Origin of the sequence: Acinetobacter sp. FL (genome assembly GCF_040744925.1) — a bacterium.
Lineage (GTDB): Bacteria > Pseudomonadota > Gammaproteobacteria > Pseudomonadales > Moraxellaceae > Acinetobacter > Acinetobacter radioresistens.
Genome location: NZ_CP160437.1, coordinates 1422422 through 1442008, shown reverse-complemented (window position 1 = coordinate 1442008; position 19587 = coordinate 1422422). Strand labels below are relative to the sequence as shown.

General features: G+C 40.1%; 18 protein-coding genes. 5 read left to right on the top strand and 13 right to left on the bottom strand.

The window, feature by feature from the left end; all coding sequences use genetic code 11:
* The first annotated feature begins 93 nt into the window (after positions 1–93).
* Positions 94–3846 (top strand): trifunctional transcriptional regulator/proline dehydrogenase/L-glutamate gamma-semialdehyde dehydrogenase, encoded by a 3753-nt coding sequence (gene putA / locus ABZP31_RS06760; protein WP_367156944.1) that lies wholly within the window; start codon positions 94–96, stop codon positions 3844–3846.
* An 81-nt stretch (positions 3847–3927) separates the two neighbouring features.
* On the opposite strand, the gene ABZP31_RS06755 is transcribed toward putA, so the two are convergent.
* The 5 genes from ABZP31_RS06755 to ABZP31_RS06735 form a co-directional block, all read right to left on the bottom strand.
* Entirely contained in the window at positions 3928–4518 is a 591-nt protein-coding gene (locus tag ABZP31_RS06755; RefSeq protein ID WP_005404106.1) for a uracil-DNA glycosylase family protein, read from the bottom strand.
* Between the two features lie 185 nt (positions 4519–4703).
* Positions 4704–5447 (bottom strand): SDR family oxidoreductase, encoded by a 744-nt coding sequence (locus tag ABZP31_RS06750; protein WP_005404107.1) that lies wholly within the window; start codon positions 5445–5447, stop codon positions 4704–4706.
* A 12-nt stretch (positions 5448–5459) separates the two neighbouring features.
* On the bottom strand, positions 5460–6158 hold the full coding sequence (locus ABZP31_RS06745) for a histidine phosphatase family protein (RefSeq protein ID WP_005404108.1): 699 nt from the start codon (positions 6156–6158) through the stop codon (positions 5460–5462).
* Complete coding sequence (locus tag ABZP31_RS06740) at positions 6155–7276, bottom strand: phosphotransferase family protein (protein ID WP_005405447.1); 1122 nt, start codon at positions 7274–7276, stop codon at positions 6155–6157. Before ABZP31_RS06740 ends, ABZP31_RS06745 begins: the two co-directional genes overlap by 4 nt.
* A 20-nt stretch (positions 7277–7296) precedes the next feature.
* Positions 7297–8538 carry an acyl-CoA dehydrogenase family protein gene (locus tag ABZP31_RS06735; protein WP_262475402.1) on the bottom strand — a complete coding sequence of 414 codons (1242 nt, stop codon included), beginning with the start codon at positions 8536–8538 and terminating at the stop codon, positions 7297–7299.
* A 91-nt stretch (positions 8539–8629) separates the two neighbouring features.
* Here ABZP31_RS06735 and ABZP31_RS06730 point away from each other — a divergent pair, with 91 nt between their 5' ends.
* Entirely contained in the window at positions 8630–9550 is a 921-nt protein-coding gene (locus ABZP31_RS06730) for a LysR family transcriptional regulator (protein WP_262475400.1), read from the top strand.
* Here ABZP31_RS06730 and ABZP31_RS06725 read toward each other — a convergent pair.
* From ABZP31_RS06725 to ABZP31_RS06695, 7 genes are all read right to left on the bottom strand, one after another.
* Positions 9547–11019 carry a PLP-dependent aminotransferase family protein gene (locus ABZP31_RS06725; protein ID WP_262475399.1) on the bottom strand — a complete coding sequence of 491 codons (1473 nt, stop codon included), beginning with the start codon at positions 11017–11019 and terminating at the stop codon, positions 9547–9549. The genes ABZP31_RS06730 and ABZP31_RS06725 overlap by 4 nt on opposite strands.
* A gap of 53 nt (positions 11020–11072) precedes the next feature.
* On the bottom strand, positions 11073–11222 hold the full coding sequence (locus ABZP31_RS06720) for a hypothetical protein (RefSeq protein WP_005014443.1): 150 nt from the start codon (positions 11220–11222) through the stop codon (positions 11073–11075).
* Complete coding sequence (locus ABZP31_RS06715) at positions 11215–12027, bottom strand: hypothetical protein (RefSeq protein WP_005025792.1); 813 nt, start codon at positions 12025–12027, stop codon at positions 11215–11217. The genes ABZP31_RS06720 and ABZP31_RS06715 overlap by 8 nt, the downstream gene beginning before the upstream one ends.
* Before the next feature lie 138 nt (positions 12028–12165).
* Positions 12166–12273, bottom strand: a complete 108-nt coding sequence (locus tag ABZP31_RS06710) for a hypothetical protein (protein ID WP_005014449.1) — start codon at positions 12271–12273, stop codon at positions 12166–12168.
* A gap of 16 nt (positions 12274–12289) precedes the next feature.
* The gene (cydB, locus tag ABZP31_RS06705; RefSeq protein WP_005405641.1) at positions 12290–13294 is read right to left on the bottom strand and encodes a cytochrome d ubiquinol oxidase subunit II; all 1005 of its coding nucleotides are present in this window, start codon (positions 13292–13294) and stop codon (positions 12290–12292) included.
* On the bottom strand, positions 13287–14732 hold the full coding sequence (locus ABZP31_RS06700; protein ID WP_262475397.1) for a cytochrome ubiquinol oxidase subunit I: 1446 nt from the start codon (positions 14730–14732) through the stop codon (positions 13287–13289). The genes cydB and ABZP31_RS06700 overlap by 8 nt, the downstream gene beginning before the upstream one ends.
* 283 nt (positions 14733–15015) lie before the next feature.
* The gene (locus ABZP31_RS06695; protein WP_248134598.1) at positions 15016–15450 is read right to left on the bottom strand and encodes a DUF2946 domain-containing protein; all 435 of its coding nucleotides are present in this window, start codon (positions 15448–15450) and stop codon (positions 15016–15018) included.
* A 268-nt stretch (positions 15451–15718) separates the two neighbouring features.
* Here ABZP31_RS06695 and ABZP31_RS06690 point away from each other — a divergent pair, with 268 nt between their 5' ends.
* On the top strand, positions 15719–16156 hold the full coding sequence (locus ABZP31_RS06690; protein WP_248134596.1) for a winged helix DNA-binding protein: 438 nt from the start codon (positions 15719–15721) through the stop codon (positions 16154–16156).
* The gene (locus tag ABZP31_RS06685) at positions 16153–17355 is read left to right on the top strand and encodes an MFS transporter (protein WP_248134594.1); all 1203 of its coding nucleotides are present in this window, start codon (positions 16153–16155) and stop codon (positions 17353–17355) included. Before ABZP31_RS06690 ends, ABZP31_RS06685 begins: the two co-directional genes overlap by 4 nt.
* Positions 17356–17442: 87 nt before the next feature.
* On the opposite strand, the gene ABZP31_RS06680 is transcribed toward ABZP31_RS06685, so the two are convergent.
* Complete coding sequence (locus tag ABZP31_RS06680) at positions 17443–17934, bottom strand: hypothetical protein (RefSeq protein ID WP_248134592.1); 492 nt, start codon at positions 17932–17934, stop codon at positions 17443–17445.
* 551 nt (positions 17935–18485) lie between these two features.
* Here ABZP31_RS06680 and ABZP31_RS06675 point away from each other — a divergent pair.
* On the top strand, positions 18486–18698 hold the full coding sequence (locus ABZP31_RS06675; protein ID WP_005014460.1) for a hypothetical protein: 213 nt from the start codon (positions 18486–18488) through the stop codon (positions 18696–18698).
* Positions 18699–19587: the final 889 nt, after the last annotated feature.

Genomic DNA, 19587 nt, shown 5'->3' with positions numbered 1-19587 from the left:
TTTTAGTGAGTTATTCGCTATTTATTTTGTAATTATAAAATTATCTAAAGTGACTGATCATCACAGTTTTTAATATTGTCATCGGATACTGACATGAATGTAATGGATACATACAGCGCTCGGGAAAATGCCCAGCCACACTTCGGCTACATCACTGCTTTCAAGGAAAAAAGCAATTTTGAAGAACAGATTAATACCGCCTGGCGCCGTGCGGAGCCTGAAGCGGTAGAAGAGCTATTACAGGCAGCTGAGCTTTCTGCAGAGCTGGACCAGAAAATTCATGAACTCGCTTTTAATCTGGCACACAGTTTACGTGACCGTAAATCAGGTTCGGGTAAGGCTGGAATTGTACAGGGACTTTTACAGGAATTTTCTTTATCTTCGCAAGAAGGTATTGCACTGATGTGTCTGGCTGAAGCTCTTCTTCGTATTCCAGATACAGCTACCCGGGATCTGCTCATCCGTGACAAGATTAATCAGGGCAACTGGAAAGAACATTTGGGCCAAAGCAACCTGATGTTTGTAAATGCGGCAGCTTGGGGGCTAATGCTGACCGGTAAACTGATGGAAACACCAACCCGTACCAGCCTGTCAAGCATCCTGACAGGTATTCTGGCACGTAGCGGGCGTGGCATTATTCGTAAAGCTGTTGATGTTGCCATGCGTATGATGGGCGAGCAGTTTGTAACGGGTGAAACTATTGGTGAAGCACTGAATAATGCGAAATCACTTGAAGATAAAGGTTTCCGCTATTCTTATGACATGCTGGGCGAGGCTGCCCTCACAGCTGAAGATGCTGAACGCTATTATGATGATTACAGCCAGGCCATTCATGCAATCGGTCAGGCTTCTAAAGACAAAGATGTATATGATGGCCCGGGTATCTCAATCAAGCTTTCTGCCCTGCATCCGCGTTATCAACGTGCTCAGGTTACCCGAGTACATGAAGAGCTTTATCCTAAGATTCTCAAATTAGCCGAGCTGGCCAAAGGCTATAATATTGGCCTGAATATCGATGCTGAAGAAACTGAACGTCTGGAACTGTCTCTGGAACTATTAGAACGTCTATGTTTCGAGCCATCTCTGGCCCAGTGGAAAGGTATTGGCTTTGTGATTCAGGCTTACCAGAAACGCTGCTTCAATCTGGTCGATTATCTGGTTGATCTGGCAAAACGCTCTGAAAAACGTTTGATGATCCGTCTGGTTAAAGGTGCTTACTGGGATAGTGAGATTAAAAAAGCCCAGATTGAAGGTATGTCGGACTATCCGGTATTTACTCAAAAAGTCCATACTGACCTGTCTTATATTGCATGTGCGAAGAAACTTCTCGCTGCACCTGAACAGATTTATCCGCAGTTTGCCACACACAATGCGCAAACACTGGCAACGATTTACCAACTGGCTAAACCGGAACAATATTATCCGGGTCAGTATGAATTCCAGTGTCTGCATGGTATGGGTGAGCCGTTATATGAGCAGGTAGTAGGTTCACGTCAGGACAAAAAACTGGGCATTCCATGCCGTATTTATGCGCCTGTCGGCAGCCATGAAACTCTTTTAGCCTATCTGGTACGTCGCCTGCTCGAAAATGGCGCCAACACTTCATTTGTAAACCGTATTGCTGACAAGAATCTGAGCATCGAAAGCCTGATCCGCAATCCTGTTCAGGAAATTAGAGAGACTGCAGCCTTTACCGGAAAACTGGGACAGAAACATCCTTCTATTCCTTTCCCTCAAGATTTGTATGGCAATCTGCGTCACAACTCTAAAGGTCTGGATCTGGCAAATGACCATGTATTGAAAGCTCTAAATGATGCAGCAACCCGTTTTCATGATCAAACCTGGTCTAGCCAGCCTATGCTGGGACAGGAAATTGATTCCAGCCTGGAACGTAGTCTGGTCACGGTATTAAATCCATCTTCTCATCAGGATATTGTGGGTTATGTACATGAAGCGGAAGCTCAAGATGTAGAACTGGCGCTGACTCTGGCACAAAAAGCTGAATCAGACTGGGCAAATACCACACCGGTCCAGCGAGCAGGTATGCTGAAAAAAGCAGCTGACCTGATGGAAGAACGTATTCAGGAGTTACTGGTTCTTCTTTCTCGTGAAAGCGGTAAAACCTATGCAAATGGCCTTGCTGAAGTTCGTGAAGCGGTAGATTTCCTGCGTTATTATGCTACTCAAATGGAATCAATTACGGCTCAGAGTGTAGTCACACCGCTGGGTACCGTTTTATGTATCAGTCCATGGAACTTCCCGCTGGCAATTTTCAGTGGACAAATCGCTGCGGCACTGGTGGCCGGTAATTGTGTAGTTGCAAAACCGGCAGAGCAAACTCCTCTCATTGCTGCTCTTGCCGTTGAACTGCTATGGGAAGCTGGTGTTCCTCATAGCGTGCTGCAGCTTATGCCAGGCCGTGGTGAAACTGTAGGGGCATTACTTAGCCAGGATGCACGTATCCAGGGCATCATGTTCACCGGCTCAACTGAAGTTGCCAAGATTCTGCAAAAAACTGTATCAGGTCGTGTAACCCGTCATGGTCAGCCAGTGGTATTCATTGCTGAAACAGGCGGTCAGAATGCGATGATTGTGGACTCCTCTGCCCTAACTGAACAAGTGGTGCTCGATGTTTTGAGCTCAGCCTTTGACAGTGCCGGCCAACGCTGTTCCGCACTACGTATTTTATGTGTGCAGGAAGATAATGCAAAACCGCTTTTACATATGCTAAAAGGTGGCATGCAGCAGTTACGGGTTGGCAATCCGGTTTATCTGAATACAGATATCGGACCGGTAATTGATCAGGAAGCAAAAACCAATATAGAAAATCACATCCAGAAAATGCAGAAACAAGGTTACCCGGTATACCAGTTTGCGCATAATCCGGAGCAAAACCAGTTCAAAGATGGGACTTTTATTCTTCCAACACTTATTGAGTTACCAAACCTTAATGAACTCAAACGTGAAGTCTTTGGACCGGTATTGCATGTAATTACCTACAAACAGGGCCAGCTTGCACAGTTACTTGATGCCATTCATGCTAAAGGCTATGGCTTGACTATGGGTTTACATACACGCATTGATGAAACAGTTCAAACGGTTATTCAACATGCAGAAGTAGGCAACCTTTACATTAACCGTAATATTGTAGGTGCCGTGGTAGGTGTACAGCCTTTTGGCGGAGAAGGTTTATCTGGTACAGGGCCAAAAGCGGGCGGTCCGCTCTATTTATACCGCTTGATGCAAGATTGCCAGCCTAAAAAACTGGAACAGCCGTTTGCAGTACAGACAGTGAACCATACAAGTGCTAATCCGTTATATGTCGATTTTCTGGCTTGGGTAAAACAAAATCTGCCACAATATACTTTGGGCCAAGAGCACAGCTTCTTTGCAGGGAAAGTATTTGAATTGCAGGGACCAACCGGGGAATCAAACCAGTATGCTGTGTTACCACGTAAAAGAACTTTAAGTCTGGCAGAGAGTGAGCAGGAACAGATTGCTCAACTTATTGCAATTTTCTCGGTAGGTAGTCAACCAGTTTTACTTAAAGGTAATGACTTCTATCAAAAACATGCAGCCAGGTTACCTGAAGTTATACGTCAGCAATTCCACATCATTGAAAATATTCAAACTGGTGATTTTGATGCCGTGTTACATCATGGTAGTCAGAACCAACTCATGAATCTGCAGAAACAGATCGCACAGCGCGAAGGTGCAATTGTTGGAATTACTCACTTAGAGCCGCAACAGTTACAGATTCCGGTTGAGCGTTTAGTCATTGAACGTGCAATCAGTATTAATACTGCTGCTGCAGGTGGTAATGCCAGCCTGATGACACTGGTATAAGCTGACTATAAAAGTCTAACAAAAAGGCGGTCTATATAGGCCGCTTTTTTAATATGGATCCTTTTGAAATGATCAGATTCATTAAATCAGGCCAATTTCCTGAAAAAAGTTCCCATATAATTCTGCTTTTTTTTCAAGTGCTAATGGATATGCGCGTGATGAAGATGGCATACGGTATAGATTCAGGTCTCTGCCCATAAAATGGGTATGACTCGGCATGGTAATAGTGGGTTTTTCAGTTCCTTCAGGTAAAAGGGAAATTAGTGTTTCTGTTGCTTTATCTCCTGTGGTCATTAGAGTATGACATTCAGGAATCGGCATAAGTAGCTCTTCAAGCTTGACTGTAGTCACGATTTGCAAGAATTTATCTGAAGCATTGCCCTTTAGACGAATTACTTTTTCCGCAACATCATAAATGGCTATACCTTTATCTACCAGAAACTCGCAAATTAAAGTTTCATTAAAACTTTTTTTATCAATATCAAGAAAATAGTTTTTATTTTCAAAAAAAATAAGACCGAAGATTCGCCACATATCATTTTGAAAGTTCGGATAGTAAAACTCCATTTTCCAGCGCTCACGCGATGGTGGAAAACTTCCTAACATCAACAGCTTTGCATTTTCTGGTAAAAAAGGTGTAAAAGGATGAGTTTCAATCTGGTTCTCAAGCATACTGACTAATTTCCTGAATCACGTGTGCACTTTGATTTTTTGGTCTTCAAAATCTAATCTTTATAAAAATTACTTTAGTTTCAGATATAGTTCCATGCGTACTTTGTTCAGGCTGTTAATTTCGGTAAACAGTATCTATATTTCTTTTCAATTCTGTTCAAAAAAGACTCCGGAGAGTCTTGGTACTAGCTAAGTTTATTCACCAGTTTTAAAGGCAATATCTTCATTGCAATACCCATGGGTAACCATGGCCATTTTGGTACATAAGCTTTAACGGGCTCTCTTTCAATGGCTTCCACGAGTGCCTTGCTACCGGTTTTCTCATCCACTTCAAATGGAAGTTTTTTAGCCCCTTCATTCAGTTCGGTTCGAATATAACCAGGGAAAATTGTTGAAACCTTGATGGGAGTATTTAAAAGTTCAGCACGGATTCCTTCTGCCAGATGCGCTACAGCCGCTTTACTGGCGGCGTAGGTAGACAGGTGCTTTGGCAAGCCACGCATGGCACTCATGGATGAGATTACGACAAGATGACCGGCATTTTGTGCACGGAAAATTTCCACAGCTGCTTCACACTGGGCTAAAGCAGAAATAAAGTTAGTTTCTGCTGTAGCACGGTTAACTTCAAAATTTCCCTTACCAATACGGCGACCTTCACCCACTCCTGCATTTACAATAATTCGATCAATTTTCCCGAACTCTTGCTTAAACGCCTTAAACACTTCAAAAACTTCATTGTAATGTGTTACATCCAGAGTTTTTGCAATAACGCTAATACCGTATTGACCCTCCAGCTCCTGCTTCAGCTGCTCCAAGCGCTCCATCCGTCGCGCACAAATTGCGAGATTATAGCCTTTTTGTGCAAATTCGCGTGCCATACCCGCGCCCAGCCCAGAACTGGCGCCAGTAATTAAGATTGTTTTAGCCATGGTTTATTCCTTTTATATCCATGTAAGTAATTCAGGGTGAGTAGCCTTGATAAAATGATGTTCATTTAGGCTGAGCAATTGTGGCTCATTACCTACCAGACGCATAGTAGTTAGACTGGTATTAGCAATTGCCCAGTTAAGCGCAAAAGTCCGGTCAGGATTAAGCTCCAGAAGTTTGCCGACTGCTACCGATATAACCCCTCCTGAAGTGAAAACAATTGCATAACGTGGTTTAGATTTTTCTAGCTCATTACACAGATTTATGAGTGCTGTTTCTACACGTTGCTTGAAGTGAGGCCATGATTCATCATATTCATGATGATAATCACCTCCTGTCCAACGCTGAATAGCACCTTCGAAGATTTTAGCCAGATAAGCGCGTGGATTGCTTTCTTTGGCAACATCCTGCTTGAGCAGTGCAGGCTCATTAAAACGGGGTTCGTAGCGAGAGAAAACCTGCTGATGGTTAAACTCATTCCATTCGCTCAATGTCTGGACCGGAACTTCAGGAAAGTATTCTGCAAGTGCCAGTTGAGCGGTCTGCTGATGACGCCGCATGCTTCCTGCTACTACATAAGGTTCATCTTTTAGAATCTTATTGAAGTACTGACCTAGAAGTTTAGCCTGCAATTCTCCATTAGGAGATAGCTGGTCATAACTAGTGGCGCCAAAAGAAGCCTGACCATGTCTAACCAGATATATTGTAGTCATTTTTTCAGGATCTCCTGCAACTTATGTACATATTTCTGGGCCAGCGGGTTTTCATGAATTTTCTGCTGAGCAATCAGTTTCAATGCACGTACATGCAAGGCCTGAATTACGATCCAGAAATTTTTAAAGGCTGGATTTCGGGTTTGCCTATGAAAATAACGATAATAAATCTGTTGGGCAATGACCGCTAAACGAAAAATACCGAATACCTCATAAAAGGTCCAGTTATCAGGTTTCAGGCCAGTTTTGTCCAGATAATATTCAACCACTTGTTTGCGGCTAAACATACCAGGTAAATGAGTTGGTTGACGTCGGGTAGAACGGAAAATCATATTATCAGTTGGTTCTACCCAGTAAGCCAAGGCGCTGCCCAGATCCATTAATGGATCACCCAAGGTGGCCATTTCCCAGTCCAGAACACCAATAACTTGTGTGGGCTGCTGCGGACTTAACACTACATTGTCAAAACGCCAGTCGTTATGAATTAAGCAGGTCTCTGAATCTTCCGGTATGTTATCCAGCAGCCATTTTCGGACATACTTAAAAGAAGGTACATTGATGGTTCTGGCCTTTTCATAGCGTTTGTCCCAACCTTCTACCTGACGCCGGCAATAGCCTTCGCCTTTACCAAGTTTTTCCAGCTCAGTTCCCTGATAAGGTACTTGATGTAATTCAATGAGCTTATCAATGACATTAATACATAGCTCATGTACTTGTGGTTCACCCAACTGAAGCTCTGGCGGCAGTTTAGCACGTGGAATAATACCCTCTATACGCTTCATCACGTAAAAGTCGCAACCGATGACAGACTCATCCTCACAAAGAGCAACCATTTCTGGTACTACCGGATAATAAGGTGCCAGATTTTTCTGTACTGTATATTCACGAACCATATCATGTGCAGATTTGGCTTTAGTCCCTTTAGGTGGACGACGTAGTATCAGATCCAGATTTTCATACTTCAAACGGTAAGTCCAATTTGAAGCCCCTCCCGAATACTGAGTTACTTCAACCTTACCCTGTAGATCAATACCCTGCTGTTTTAGCCATTGTTCTACAGCTTCAATATCTAGTTCTTCACCTTTTTTGATCTGTCCACCAACATCAATTACCGTCATTTATTCTATTCCTGGAATTTTTAAGCTTTTCTTCGGGTACTATAACCACGTTTTGCCAGTTCTAGTTTGGCAATCATACCCTTATGTACTTCATCAGGGCCATCTGCCAGACGCAGACTGCGCGCCTGTGCAAAGAAACCAGTTAATACCGTATCACGTGACATACCGGCACCACCGTGAATTTGGATAGCCATATCTACAACTTTCTCAAGTACGCTAGGCGCCACCACTTTAATTGCAGAAATCTCTGTTAAAGCTGCCATATTTCCTAAAGTATCCATTTTGTAGGCAGCATACAAGGTTAAAAGTCGGGCCTGATCAATGGCTACACGTGCTTCTGCAACCCGCTCCAGATTGCCTCCCAGTTTTAGAATTTCCTTACCAAATGCAGTTCTTGACATACCACGCTCAATCATTAAATCTAATGATTTTTCCGCAGCTCCAATACATCGCATGCAATGATGTATACGGCCTGGTCCCAAACGTCCTTGGGCAATTTCAAACCCTTGACCTGCCCCGCCAATAAAATGACTGAATGGTACTCGTACATTATTAAAGCTGATTTCACCATGTCCATGCGGAGCATCATAATCACCAAAAACAGGTAACATACGCTCAATAGTCACGCCTGCTGTATCAATGGGTACTAAAACCATAGAATGCTGGTGATGCCGGTCTTTACTCTCATCTGGCGTATGGGCCATAAAAATAATAACTTTAGCATTTGGATCCCCTAAACCTGATGACCACCATTTACGGCCATTAAGTACAATCTTATCACCTTCAATGACTGCTGTTGCCTGCATATTGGTAGCATCACTAGAAGCCACAGCAGGTTCAGTCATACAAAATACTGACCGGATTTCGCCTGCCAGCAATGGACTGAGCCACTGCTGCTTTTGCTCTTCACTACCATAACGCCAGAGTAGCTCCATGTTGCCACTATCTGGCGCATTACAGTTAAATACAGTAGGCGCCAGCAGACTACGGCCGGTCAGTTCAGCTATATGAGCATACTCCTGTACAGAAAGCCCTGCACCAAGCTCAGCATCTGGTAAAAACATATTCCACAGGCCAGCAGCCTTAGCTTTTTCTTTTAATACCGTCAACTGTTCAGGCCATTGCCAGCTCTTCCAGTTTCCATCGGGATTAAGTTGATGTACTTCTTCCCAGAACACTTTTTCTACAGGTTCAATTTCTGTTTCTATAAATTTACGGGTACGTTGAACAAAATCTTGTGCACGTGAAGAGAGCTCAAACATTTTTTATCCTTAGAAATCATCTTATTTTCTATTTACATTACCATAGCCCAAACCTTAATATGAACCAAATGATTTTATTCAATACTTAAATATGCATGAAATTCATAAAGAAAACTATCTCGACATTGCCATTTTTCATCATATTGATATCAACTTATATCCTCTTTTCATTGCAGTTTATGAGCAAAAAAGTATCTCCAAGGCAGCCCAAGTTCTATGCATCAGCCAGTCTGCAGCAAGCCATGCCTTGCAACGGTTACGATTACATTTAAAAAATGAACTGTTTATACGTAGCGGAGCGAGGATGCGGCCTACTCCTTTTGCCGAACAAATCTATTTACCTGTCAAACATGCCTTACTGGCGCTTCAGGGAATTTCAGTCCTTCAGCATCAAAATTTTGATGTCGGCATGGTTCACAATTTAAAGATCGCTATTCACGATGAAATCGAGCCATTAATTTTCCCCAAACTGATTCATCATTTTCAGAAGCTGAACAGTGATATTGAATTTTTGAGCAGTAAACTTGACCGAAAAATGATTATTAGTGATCTTGCTACACAACAAACTGATTTTGTCATTGATCTCGAACAGGATTTTGGACAAAAACTTTGCAATAAAAGGCTGGTTGAAGACCGCTTTGTAGTGTGTACACAGCTACCTGAAATGTCTAAAGAGTTATACTTTTCGGCCCAGCATATTGGTGTGTCATCACGGCGTAGTGGTGTATTGCTGGAAGATATTTATTTAAACCGTCAGGAACTGGTCCGTAAAATTTTTCTGCGCTGTCAGAATTATTCTACTGCCCTACAGGTTTTGGAACAGAGTGATCAGTTCATATTAACTATTCCAAAAAATATATTAGACAATCTTCACTACTCAAAACAGGTGCAGGTATATGAGTTACCCTTCGAACTGCCAACCTTAAATCTGGCAATGTATTGGCATAAAGATCTAGATAAAAATATGAGACATCAGTTTTTAAGGAATGAAATTTTTAATCTGTTTTCCTAGGGAACAATAATATTATTCACTCGCTTCAGTTCTGTCATAATCAGGCCATACAGTTGCAGCATACATGACTTAATTTCTGTCGGGTTCAGTGAGCTGAACCCCAGTACAAACCCATTGCTCGGATGCTGTGCATAAAACTGACTTAAACGAGTCAAATTAATATTCTTGAGTGCTGCCGCCTGGACAAGACTTTCCTCAAGTTCATCAGGTAAATTTTCTTTAAAGTAACAGGCAACCTGCATTGCAGGCGAATGCTCATGGATAAAACAAAATTCACTTAAATACTGATGAAAATAAAAAATAAAGGCTTCATAACGCTCGTGATAGATCCACTGCATTTGAGTAAGGTATTCAGCGTAATAACCCCGCTGCATAAATTTCCCAAGAATGGTTTGAAAATACTGGGAAGGTGCACTGCCATCTATATAGTTCCGATAACGAGTAAAGGCATCTACGAGTGCATTAGGCAAAATCAGGTAAGACATACGCAGGCTTGGTAATATATATTTGCTAAAAGACCCGATATAAATAGTGCGCTGACTGGAATCCAGACCCAGTATTGCATCATTTTCTGATCTATTTAAAAGTAGCGCATCATAATCATCTTCAATAATAAAACTATTCTGCTGCCGGGCGTATGCCACAATTTCTTTTTTACGCTGCATACTCATTTGTATTCCAGTTGGATACTGGCTTGCCGGTGTCACATAAATAGCTTTAATATCAGTAAAATGATGGCAGTGCTCAATCATTAAACCTTGGGCATCAATATCACAATAGTGTATATTTAGTCCCATCATTTTAAAAAGATGACTGGCATTGGAATAGTAAGGATTTTCCATGATTACCCGGTCATTAGGGTGAAATAATACTCGTCCGCATAAATATAATGCCTGCTGTGTACTATTTACGATCAGTATATTTTCTGGTTGTACCCGGCTATGACGCTGTGTATTAACCAGATTGGCGATTTCCTGTCTGAGTAATGGAAGACCTTGAGTATTATCTTTTAAAAAGATATTTAATCCGTTCTGCTCTAAAGCCAGTTTTTCGGTGTCATACCATTTTTTAAACGGAAAATTTCGTACCTCTGGCATACCATCTGCGAAAAAATCCAGATTTTGGTCGAAAAATAGAGTCTCCAGTTGAATCAATTGTTCAGGCAAGCTGAAACTGCCTTCTTCCTCAATAGTACGTGGAATTTGAGAAGGAATACTAAAAGTCCCTTTACCCTTGACCCGATATACCAGCTTTTCGTTTTCTAAAAGTTCGTACGCTTTTTCAATAGTATCCCGTGAAATCCCCAAACTTTCAGAAAGGAAGCGGCTAGAGGGAAACTTAAATTCCTGAATATAATCTGATTTTTGTAAAAAATTCTTAATGACCTGAAAGACTTTAAGAGTAAGCCGCCTTTCGGAGCTATGTTTGAGCCCATTTTTAACGCGCTGGAGAAACTCATTATTATTCATTAGTCACCTGAAACAAGCCCCAGATTTACTGAGGCTACTATTTTATAATGCTATCACTGATTCGCCATTTTTTTCTGATATGAAGGCATATATTCCGGTTCCTGAGTAACGGCCAGATAAAAGAACCCTAAAAACATACAGCCAAGTAAAATACTGATCAGTACTGTAATAATAGGAAACTTGGAGGAGGATTTTTTAGACATAAGAGGCTCTCTTGGTTAATTCGGTTTTATGTTTAAAAATAGTGTCTATAAATTCTTCATAAACAGATATTTTTTCCAGAATATGTTCGCTATATAGTAGATCTTGAATAAGCTTTAAATTATTATTAATACTTAGGCTATTATTTAAGGTACTAAGTAATTCTGCATTGGTCTCAGCAATGAGCTCACATATTTCTGCCGCCGACTGAGTTTTTTTCTTGCCTAATAAGCCAGCTAAGCTTGACCTGGTTATTTGCAGTTTACTGCTAGAAAACGGCAGATAGATAATCTTCGCATGCAGAGATTGCTCTAACATTTTCAGATTTTTATCATCGTAATTTTGAAGGTCAATAAAAATCAGCTGTCTAAGTTTCGGATCAAGAAAAGCTCTTAATAGGCTGTATAGCTTGGTTTGCACACTGTTTAACTGCTGTGGTGCTATCTGAATAAAAAGTCCCATTTCATCCAGAGATTTTTCTTGTTTTATAAAATGAAGATTATCTATATTTAAATAATGACCTAACCATAACTCGGAGCTTACAGGTAAATAACAACTTGTCTTGTACTGGAGAACAGCAAGAATAAATGGAGAAAAAAGATAAGCTATATTTTCCTGCTTATTTTCAATTTGGGCTATATGTACATATTCACAAGATTCAGGAAAATTCTGGCGCTGATAGATAGCATAGCCTAAACTCTGCTCCATCATCTGGCCAGAAGTGGTATTAAAAAAAGGAAGTACAGTATCAAGATCGGAAGCTGTAGCTTGAAACGTCTGAAGAATTCGGTCAAGCAAAGGAGTCATACTTATTCCAAAAATATCGGCCTTAAATATTACTGCTTCACTATAGAGAAGACTGCTGGGAAAGTGGTCTGAAGCACTAAATGGAAGTGGTCTGTTTTAAACAGACCACTTTTTAATACTATACTGCCAACTGTACAATTAATAGGCAAGCTGTATTAAGACACGAAATAGACCGGCCACTAAAACCAGACTGAAAAATCCCGCCAGCCATAACACTGCAAACCACTGCTTTTCTGAAAGCTTCATTATAACCTCCTTCTAGTTAGTGGTAGCCTTCATCTCCTACCCGAACTTTATGGCGGAATACCCAATATGCCAAGCCGGTATAAACCAGAATAATCGGAATAAGAATTACAGCGCCCACCAATGTAAACAGCTGGCTGCTATGTGGGGCTGCTGCCTGCCAGATCGTTACGTCATAAGGAATAATGTAAGGCCATAGACTGATCAGGAAGCCAGTGAAAGCCAGAAAAACCAGCGCTAGAGTAAAAATAAATGGCTTATGTTCATTTTGTTTCTTGACAGCACGTAAAGCAAGAACTGTGAAGATTACTACAAGAATTGGTACCGGACTGAAGTAGGTTAAATACGGCTGAGTAAACCAGCGCTCTGCTATAAGTGGCTGAGCAAAAGGTGTATATAAACTAATAGCTGCAAAAATAACCAGTAAAGCGATTAGCATTTTTGGCATTAAATGAAACATTTTCTGCTGTAGATCATGATCAGTTTTCATAATCAGCCAACCGCAGCCCAGAGTTGCGTACATTACGACCACACCTACTCCAGTGAACAGAGAAAATGGCGTTAGCCAGTCTAATGCACCACCTATATATCGGCCATCTGCAATTTTAATTCCCTGAATATACGCACCTAAGATCACACCCTGGAAAAAACTTGACAGCAAAGAGCCTAAAATGAATGATTTGTCCCAAAAATGTTTTGTCCGGTTAGCTTTAAAGCGAAACTCGAATGCCACTCCGCGAAAAACCAAAAACACAACCATCAAAATTATGGGCATATATAATGCAGACAGCACGGCGGAATAGACAATTGGAAATGCTGCGAATAACCCGGCACCACCGAGTACCATCCAGGTTTCATTACCATCCCAAACGGGAGCTACGGTATTCATCATTACATCGCGTTCCTGTTCCCCTTGAATAAAGGGAAACATGATACCAATGCCCAGATCGAATCCGTCCATTACTACATACATCAATACACCCAAGCCAATAATGGCTACCCAGATCAGAGATAAATCAATCATGATGTTTCTCCTTTGTATCTTGATCGGTTGTGTCTGTTTTTTCAGTAGCCGCACTAAGTGGGCGCATTGGTGTTTTAAAATGACCCGGTCCGCCATGATCGACAGGATCTGCATGAACAAATTCCGGACCTTTATGCATCAGACGCAGCATATAATAAATGCCGATTCCAAATACCACCGTATAAACCACCACAAAAATGATTAGTGTCAGGCCAACTTGACTTGCCGGTACAGGCGACAAGCCATCTGCAGTCCGCATAACGCCATATACTACCCAAGGCTGACGCCCTACTTCTGTTGTAAACCAGCCAGCAAGCAGCGCTACAAATCCCGCCGGTCCCATTACTAAAGCAAAATATTGTAGCCCTCTATTTTCATATAAACGACCACCTTTACGTAGCAGTAATCCTCCTAAAGCCAGTAACAGCATTAATATGCCCAGACCGACCATAATCCGGAAACTCCAAAATACAACCAGAGAATTTGGACGATCTTCTGGAGCAAAATCCTTGAGGCCTTTTACGGTACCATCCATACTGTGAGTCAGGATTAAGCTACCCAGGTTGGGAATACCGACCGCATATTTGGTTTCTTCTGCTGCCATGTCTGGAATACCGAACAGGTAAAGTGGCATGCCTTCATTATGATTGGTTTTCCAATGTCCTTCCATTGCGGCAATCTTTGCTGGCTGATGCTTCAAAGTATTCAGACCGTGCATATCGCCAATGAAAATCTGTAATGGGGCAAGCACCAGCAACATCCAGAGTGCCATAGAGAAAGAAGTTTTTACCATAGCATCGCGACGGCCCTTTAACAGATGCCATGCTGCAGTTGCACAGACCAGTAAAGCCGAGACCAGAAAAGCTGCCATTCCCATATGGAATAAACGGTATGGAAATGAGGGGTTAAATATAATCGCTAGCCAGTCTTGCGGTACAATGATGCCATTTTCAATAGCATATCCCGCAGGTGTCTGCATCCAGCTATTGGAAGACAGAATCCAGAACATTGAGATACAGGTACCTAGAGCGACCATAAGAGTGGCAAAGAAATGGGCTTTAGGACCAACCCTGCCCCAGCCAAACAACATAATACCCAAGAAACCAGCTTCAAGGAAAAATGCGGTTAACACTTCATAGGTCAGCAATGGCCCGGTGACACCACCTGCAAAACGTGAGAATTCACTCCAGTTGGTACCAAATTGATAACTCATTACGATACCGGACACTACGCCCATACCGAATGCTACAGCAAAAATCTTAATCCAGAACTTGTAAAGATCTTGAAAAATTGGATTTCGGGTTCTCAACCATCTCCATTCGAGTACAGCAAGAAAGCTTGCCAGCCCAATGGTAATTGAGGGGAAAATGATATGAAAAGAAACCGTAAAGGCAAACTGTATTCGTGCAAGCTCAAGCGCTGTTAAACCTAAGTCCATTACTTCACCTATATTATTCTACAGAGCACTGTATTGTTATTGTTAAGTACAAGTTGAGGTTGGAGCTTAAAGAAGCTTATCAATTCACAGTACTGAGATTGTTCAAAAGAAGCATGTGGCTTTATGTTTTGTTTTGTACGCAAGATATTGGTAATAATCCATGCGATAGATTTAACTTGCCGTACTGTAGCGTCTGAAGATAGTAATAACATACCTATTCTCTTTCTAAATTTAGATAAAACTGGTCTAGAGTAATGATTACCCTAAAGTTTAAGTTAATGATTTAGACAGGAATATATAAAGGAGGCGCTCGTCCCTGCGGAAGCAGGAACAGTCTTTGCAGACTAAAATAGATATGCCGAAATACTTGTTCAAGTGTAATGAGACGAATCTGTATACGAATCAGGATTTCTTTAAAATCTAAATAAGGGGGAAGAACTAGATTTCCATAGACTGTACAGTACTGGCATTGATGATTAGGATCATGGTGACTGCTGTCATGATCATGAACTGAGGAATCAGAGAGAAACCGGTGCTGTGATATGTCATCCAAAGAAAAATACAGCTCATGCTGGTGCGGAGGCGCAAGTAATACATGAGTAATTTTCTCACAGACTGGCGCAACCTGATATCGCTGCGGTAATAATGGCTGCAAGAATACTGCAATCTGTAAACATACTGTTGCCAAGGCCAGCAACAATCCAGCACGTAATAGCAAAGCTTAATCTCGACCTGAACGGATTTCCGATTGATAAGCTAAAGCATGAAAAACATTGAAAAATAATTCCAACTTTTTGTGTATGCTTTCACTCTTTCCTTACTATAGTTTATAAAAACATATTTTGAAAGTGGCCTGAGTTAAAAACTTAATGTGGTCTGTTTTTAATACCTTTCCAAACACAACTTATAACAGATATGTAGTAGGACCTTGATTCTTACTGAACTCGGAACTATATTATCAGATTTTAGTTACCCTAGTTAACTATATGTCTAATCTTCCTACTTTTCGTTCTGCACTTCTGGTTTCGGCTAGATTGATGAGTGATCAGATTAATACCATTCTTGAACCTTACAGCCTGAATTATTCATTATGGCAGGTACTACATACCATTCACTTTAAACATTCATGTACCTCAATTGATATTGCTGAATATTTAAATATCTCCAAGCCTGCTGTTGCAAAGCGAATACATATATTGATAGAGCTTGAGCTTCTGGAGCAAATTGATACAGAAGATAAACGGCAAAAAATGCTAACTTTATCTTCAAAAGGCTTGTCCCTGTATGAACAATGCAGCAGTTGTATTGATCAATTTGAATATTCATTAATTCGGCACATTGAACCAGAACAACTGGCACTTGTAAAAGCCACGCTGGAATTAGTGTTGAAGCAACTTCAAGACTCCAAAAGAGGTGCAATATGAAAGACAGTGCTCCCTTATGGACCCGAAATTTTATTCTGGCCAGTGCTATTAACTTTCAGCTTATTCTGGTTTTCTATCTTCTAATAGTGGTTATTGTAGGTTATGCAGTCGCTGAACTAGGTGCTTCCACCGCACAGGCAGGTCTGATTTCTGGTCTTTATATTGTAGGAACCTTATTTGGGCGCCTGCTGATTGGAAAATTTTTATCTCGATTTGGACACAGGCTTACTTTGCTTACTGGCCTGAGTGGATTTTTCCTGTTTTCTGGCCTTTATTTTATAGAATATGGTATTGGCTTTTTACTATTTGTACGTGCTATTCATGGTTTCACAATGGGTGTAGCTTCTACTGTTCTAGGAACCCTGATTGCACAGATTTTACCAGTGTCTCGCCGTGGTGAAGGTATTGGTTATTATAGTATGAGCAGCACCTTGGGCACTGCTATCGGACCATTTCTAGGAATCTGGCTTAGTTTAAATTTTGATTATAATGTAATTTTTATATTCTCAAGCATAATTGCATTCTGCTGCCTGTTTACTGCTCTAGGTATAAAAATGCCCAACTTAGTAAGCAGACAGGAAACAGCAACAGCTTCACCTCCAAAATCTAGCTGGATTACACAGTTTATTGAGCCGCGTGCTGTGCCGATCGCCATCATCATACTATTAACATCAGTCTGCTATTCAGGTGTGCTTTCCTTTATTAATTTCTATGCAAAAACTTTAGATCTGGCTAAGGCGGCTTCTATTTTTTTCCTGATGTATGCATTAGCGATACTATTTTCTCGCCCTTTTACCGGCCCTTTGGTGGACCGAAGAGGTGAAAATATCATCATGTATCCGGCTATTTTAATTTTAGCATTCGGCTTGTTCTTGCTGAGCCAAGTTCAAACTGCAAGTATGCTGCTAATTTGTGCGGGTTTATTAGGATTAGGTTTTGGAAATATTCAGTCAGTGTGTCAGACCATTGCCGTTAAAAGTACCAGTTTAGAGCGCATGGGACTCGCTACCTCAACCTTCTTTATTTTTCTGGATGCGGGGTTGGGATTTGGGCCTTATATACTCGGAAAATTACTGGAATATATAAACTACTCGCAGTTATATTTTATAAGCAGTCTTCTGGCTCTTATTTGCATTGTCTTATATTATCTGCTGCATGGTCGCAAGGTACGCGCACCATTTAAAACAGTAAACTTATAGAATATTTTTCTATTCTGATTTTAAGAATAAATTATCTTTAAATAAGAAGGATAGCTGTTGCTATCCTTTTTCTCAAACATTTTTAAATTAAAGCTTTGCCATTAAAACCCGGTCTGATACCAGTGATTCCCAGGTATCACGTAAAACAGGTAAATAAAATTTTTCACCCACTTCTACCAGTTCGGCATCAATCAAAGCATGGATTTCATGCATAAATAGATAATCTAAATCTATATCTGATAACTCAGGATACTCTAATGATAAAGCTTTACGTTTTGCTTGGGCCTTTTTAACTAACTGATCTGCAAATTTTTTATCTTTAAACTTGGCAATAGCACCTAAACGCAGCTCAATGATTCCCCAGCCATTCAAAAGTTTCTTGAATAGTTCAAAATCCTGGGTTGTTGATTCCCAAGTCATTTTTTCCAGATCTTCATCATTCGGTAAAACGGGTAAAATCAGCTCCATCACGCTAGGAAAGATCTTTTTAAAATTTAGAATAAATTTAACTGGATGTTCACCTGGATAATCCTTAAATTGCACTTGTTTCTGAACATCTGTTAAATAAATATCGAGCATTAAAAATTTCCATAAATAAGTTACTGTTTTATAATGGCTTAAATTTTACCCAGCAAAACTTTAGCAAAATAATTGCAAAACAGTGTTAAAAAGCAGTTTGCATTTTAGCAATTATGCCAACTAATTCAATGTTATTTGGCCAATGATTGAACTTATAAAAAGCCCTCAGTTGGGGGGTTACTCTTGCATGTATTACGCTCTAGTGTTTATTAATTAGCTAGACATCTCACATCATTCTCTTTTTATGATCAATGTGCGCAAATTTAGTCATGTTGGGCTTTACAACCTCTGCCGATGAGTGCAGTCAGGATTGTTTCGGATACTATTACGAAGTACTGGAAGTTTTATTAACTGCTGAGGAAATATAAGAACAACAATTCAAGGTGATTGTCGGGGTTTGGCAAATCTCATCTATAAAGATGGTAGTTAAATTTGGGGTGTTAAATGTTCAAATATTCGGCATAATAAAATTATAATCGACATATAAATAGTCAATAAAACCTGTTAATTGTGAAGCCATACTATTTCAATATTTATGGAGAATAAAAAGAATGACCACCAAATCTGAAATTTGCCATACGGCAAAAGAACAAGTGGCTTTTGAGCTTATGAAGTACATAGCCGAGGTCGAAGCCTCAGAAGACCAGGAAAAGTACCATAAGCCTACTGTACGCGAATATTATTTACGTCTATATGGTAAGTGCCTACATGTGATTGAGTTTCCGGACTCAGACTTTAGAAAGCTGATGGATGATAGAGAATGACGAATATTAGGATAGAAAATAACTAAATAAGAGAGTGTGTTAGACACAGTACTCTAGTAATGCTGCTTAGATTCTCTTAAAAAAGAAATATAAGTCAGTTTTTTATAAGAGTTAAGTATTGATATTTATGAATTAGCAGAGAATTTGATAAATGGCAAAATTGGCTTCAACTTTTTGCTAAAAATATCAATTTGTAAACCAGGTCAAATGGTCTAATAGAACCGCTTACGGGAGGAGTTGCGACTTTACTTTGCCTCTAATTTTTTCCTCTTTGAAGAATCTTTATATGTTGATAATTTTGATGCTATAGACAAGATTAAACATTTCTGTAAATCACACAAATTTACATTTATTGAAAATGGTTATCTAATAGCAGGATTCTCTCTTAAACAACTCGACTTCACAATTATTAAATATACTGAACTTCTTAGTAAACTAATTAATTACCAATATAGGTCTAGAAGCCTTGAAGATATAGAGGATATTTTAACTTCTATAAGAGTAGTTCTTGAAAGAAAGTTTTCATCTATTGAAGTCAGTCCTAAACTTATAGAACATTCAGTAAAAAATATAATTTCAACTTTGCCCACTATGCGACATTTATTGATTATATTAAAGCGGATAAAAATAAGAAAAATGCTCAACTCCAGAAAATGATTGAGACTAAAAACCTTAATAGTAATATTTCATTCAATAAGATTATTGATGATTTAGAGAATAATAAGTACAAATTAGAGCAGAGAATTTTTTCTAGTTATGCTAAAGTTCAGCCTCTATCTAAATTTCTAGCAAGTTGAATATTCTTAATACTTTCCACCTTCAACGGTAGGTTTTTCTTTTAAATAGTATCCTGAAAAATTAGATAAAAAGATACTTAGCAACATACTCA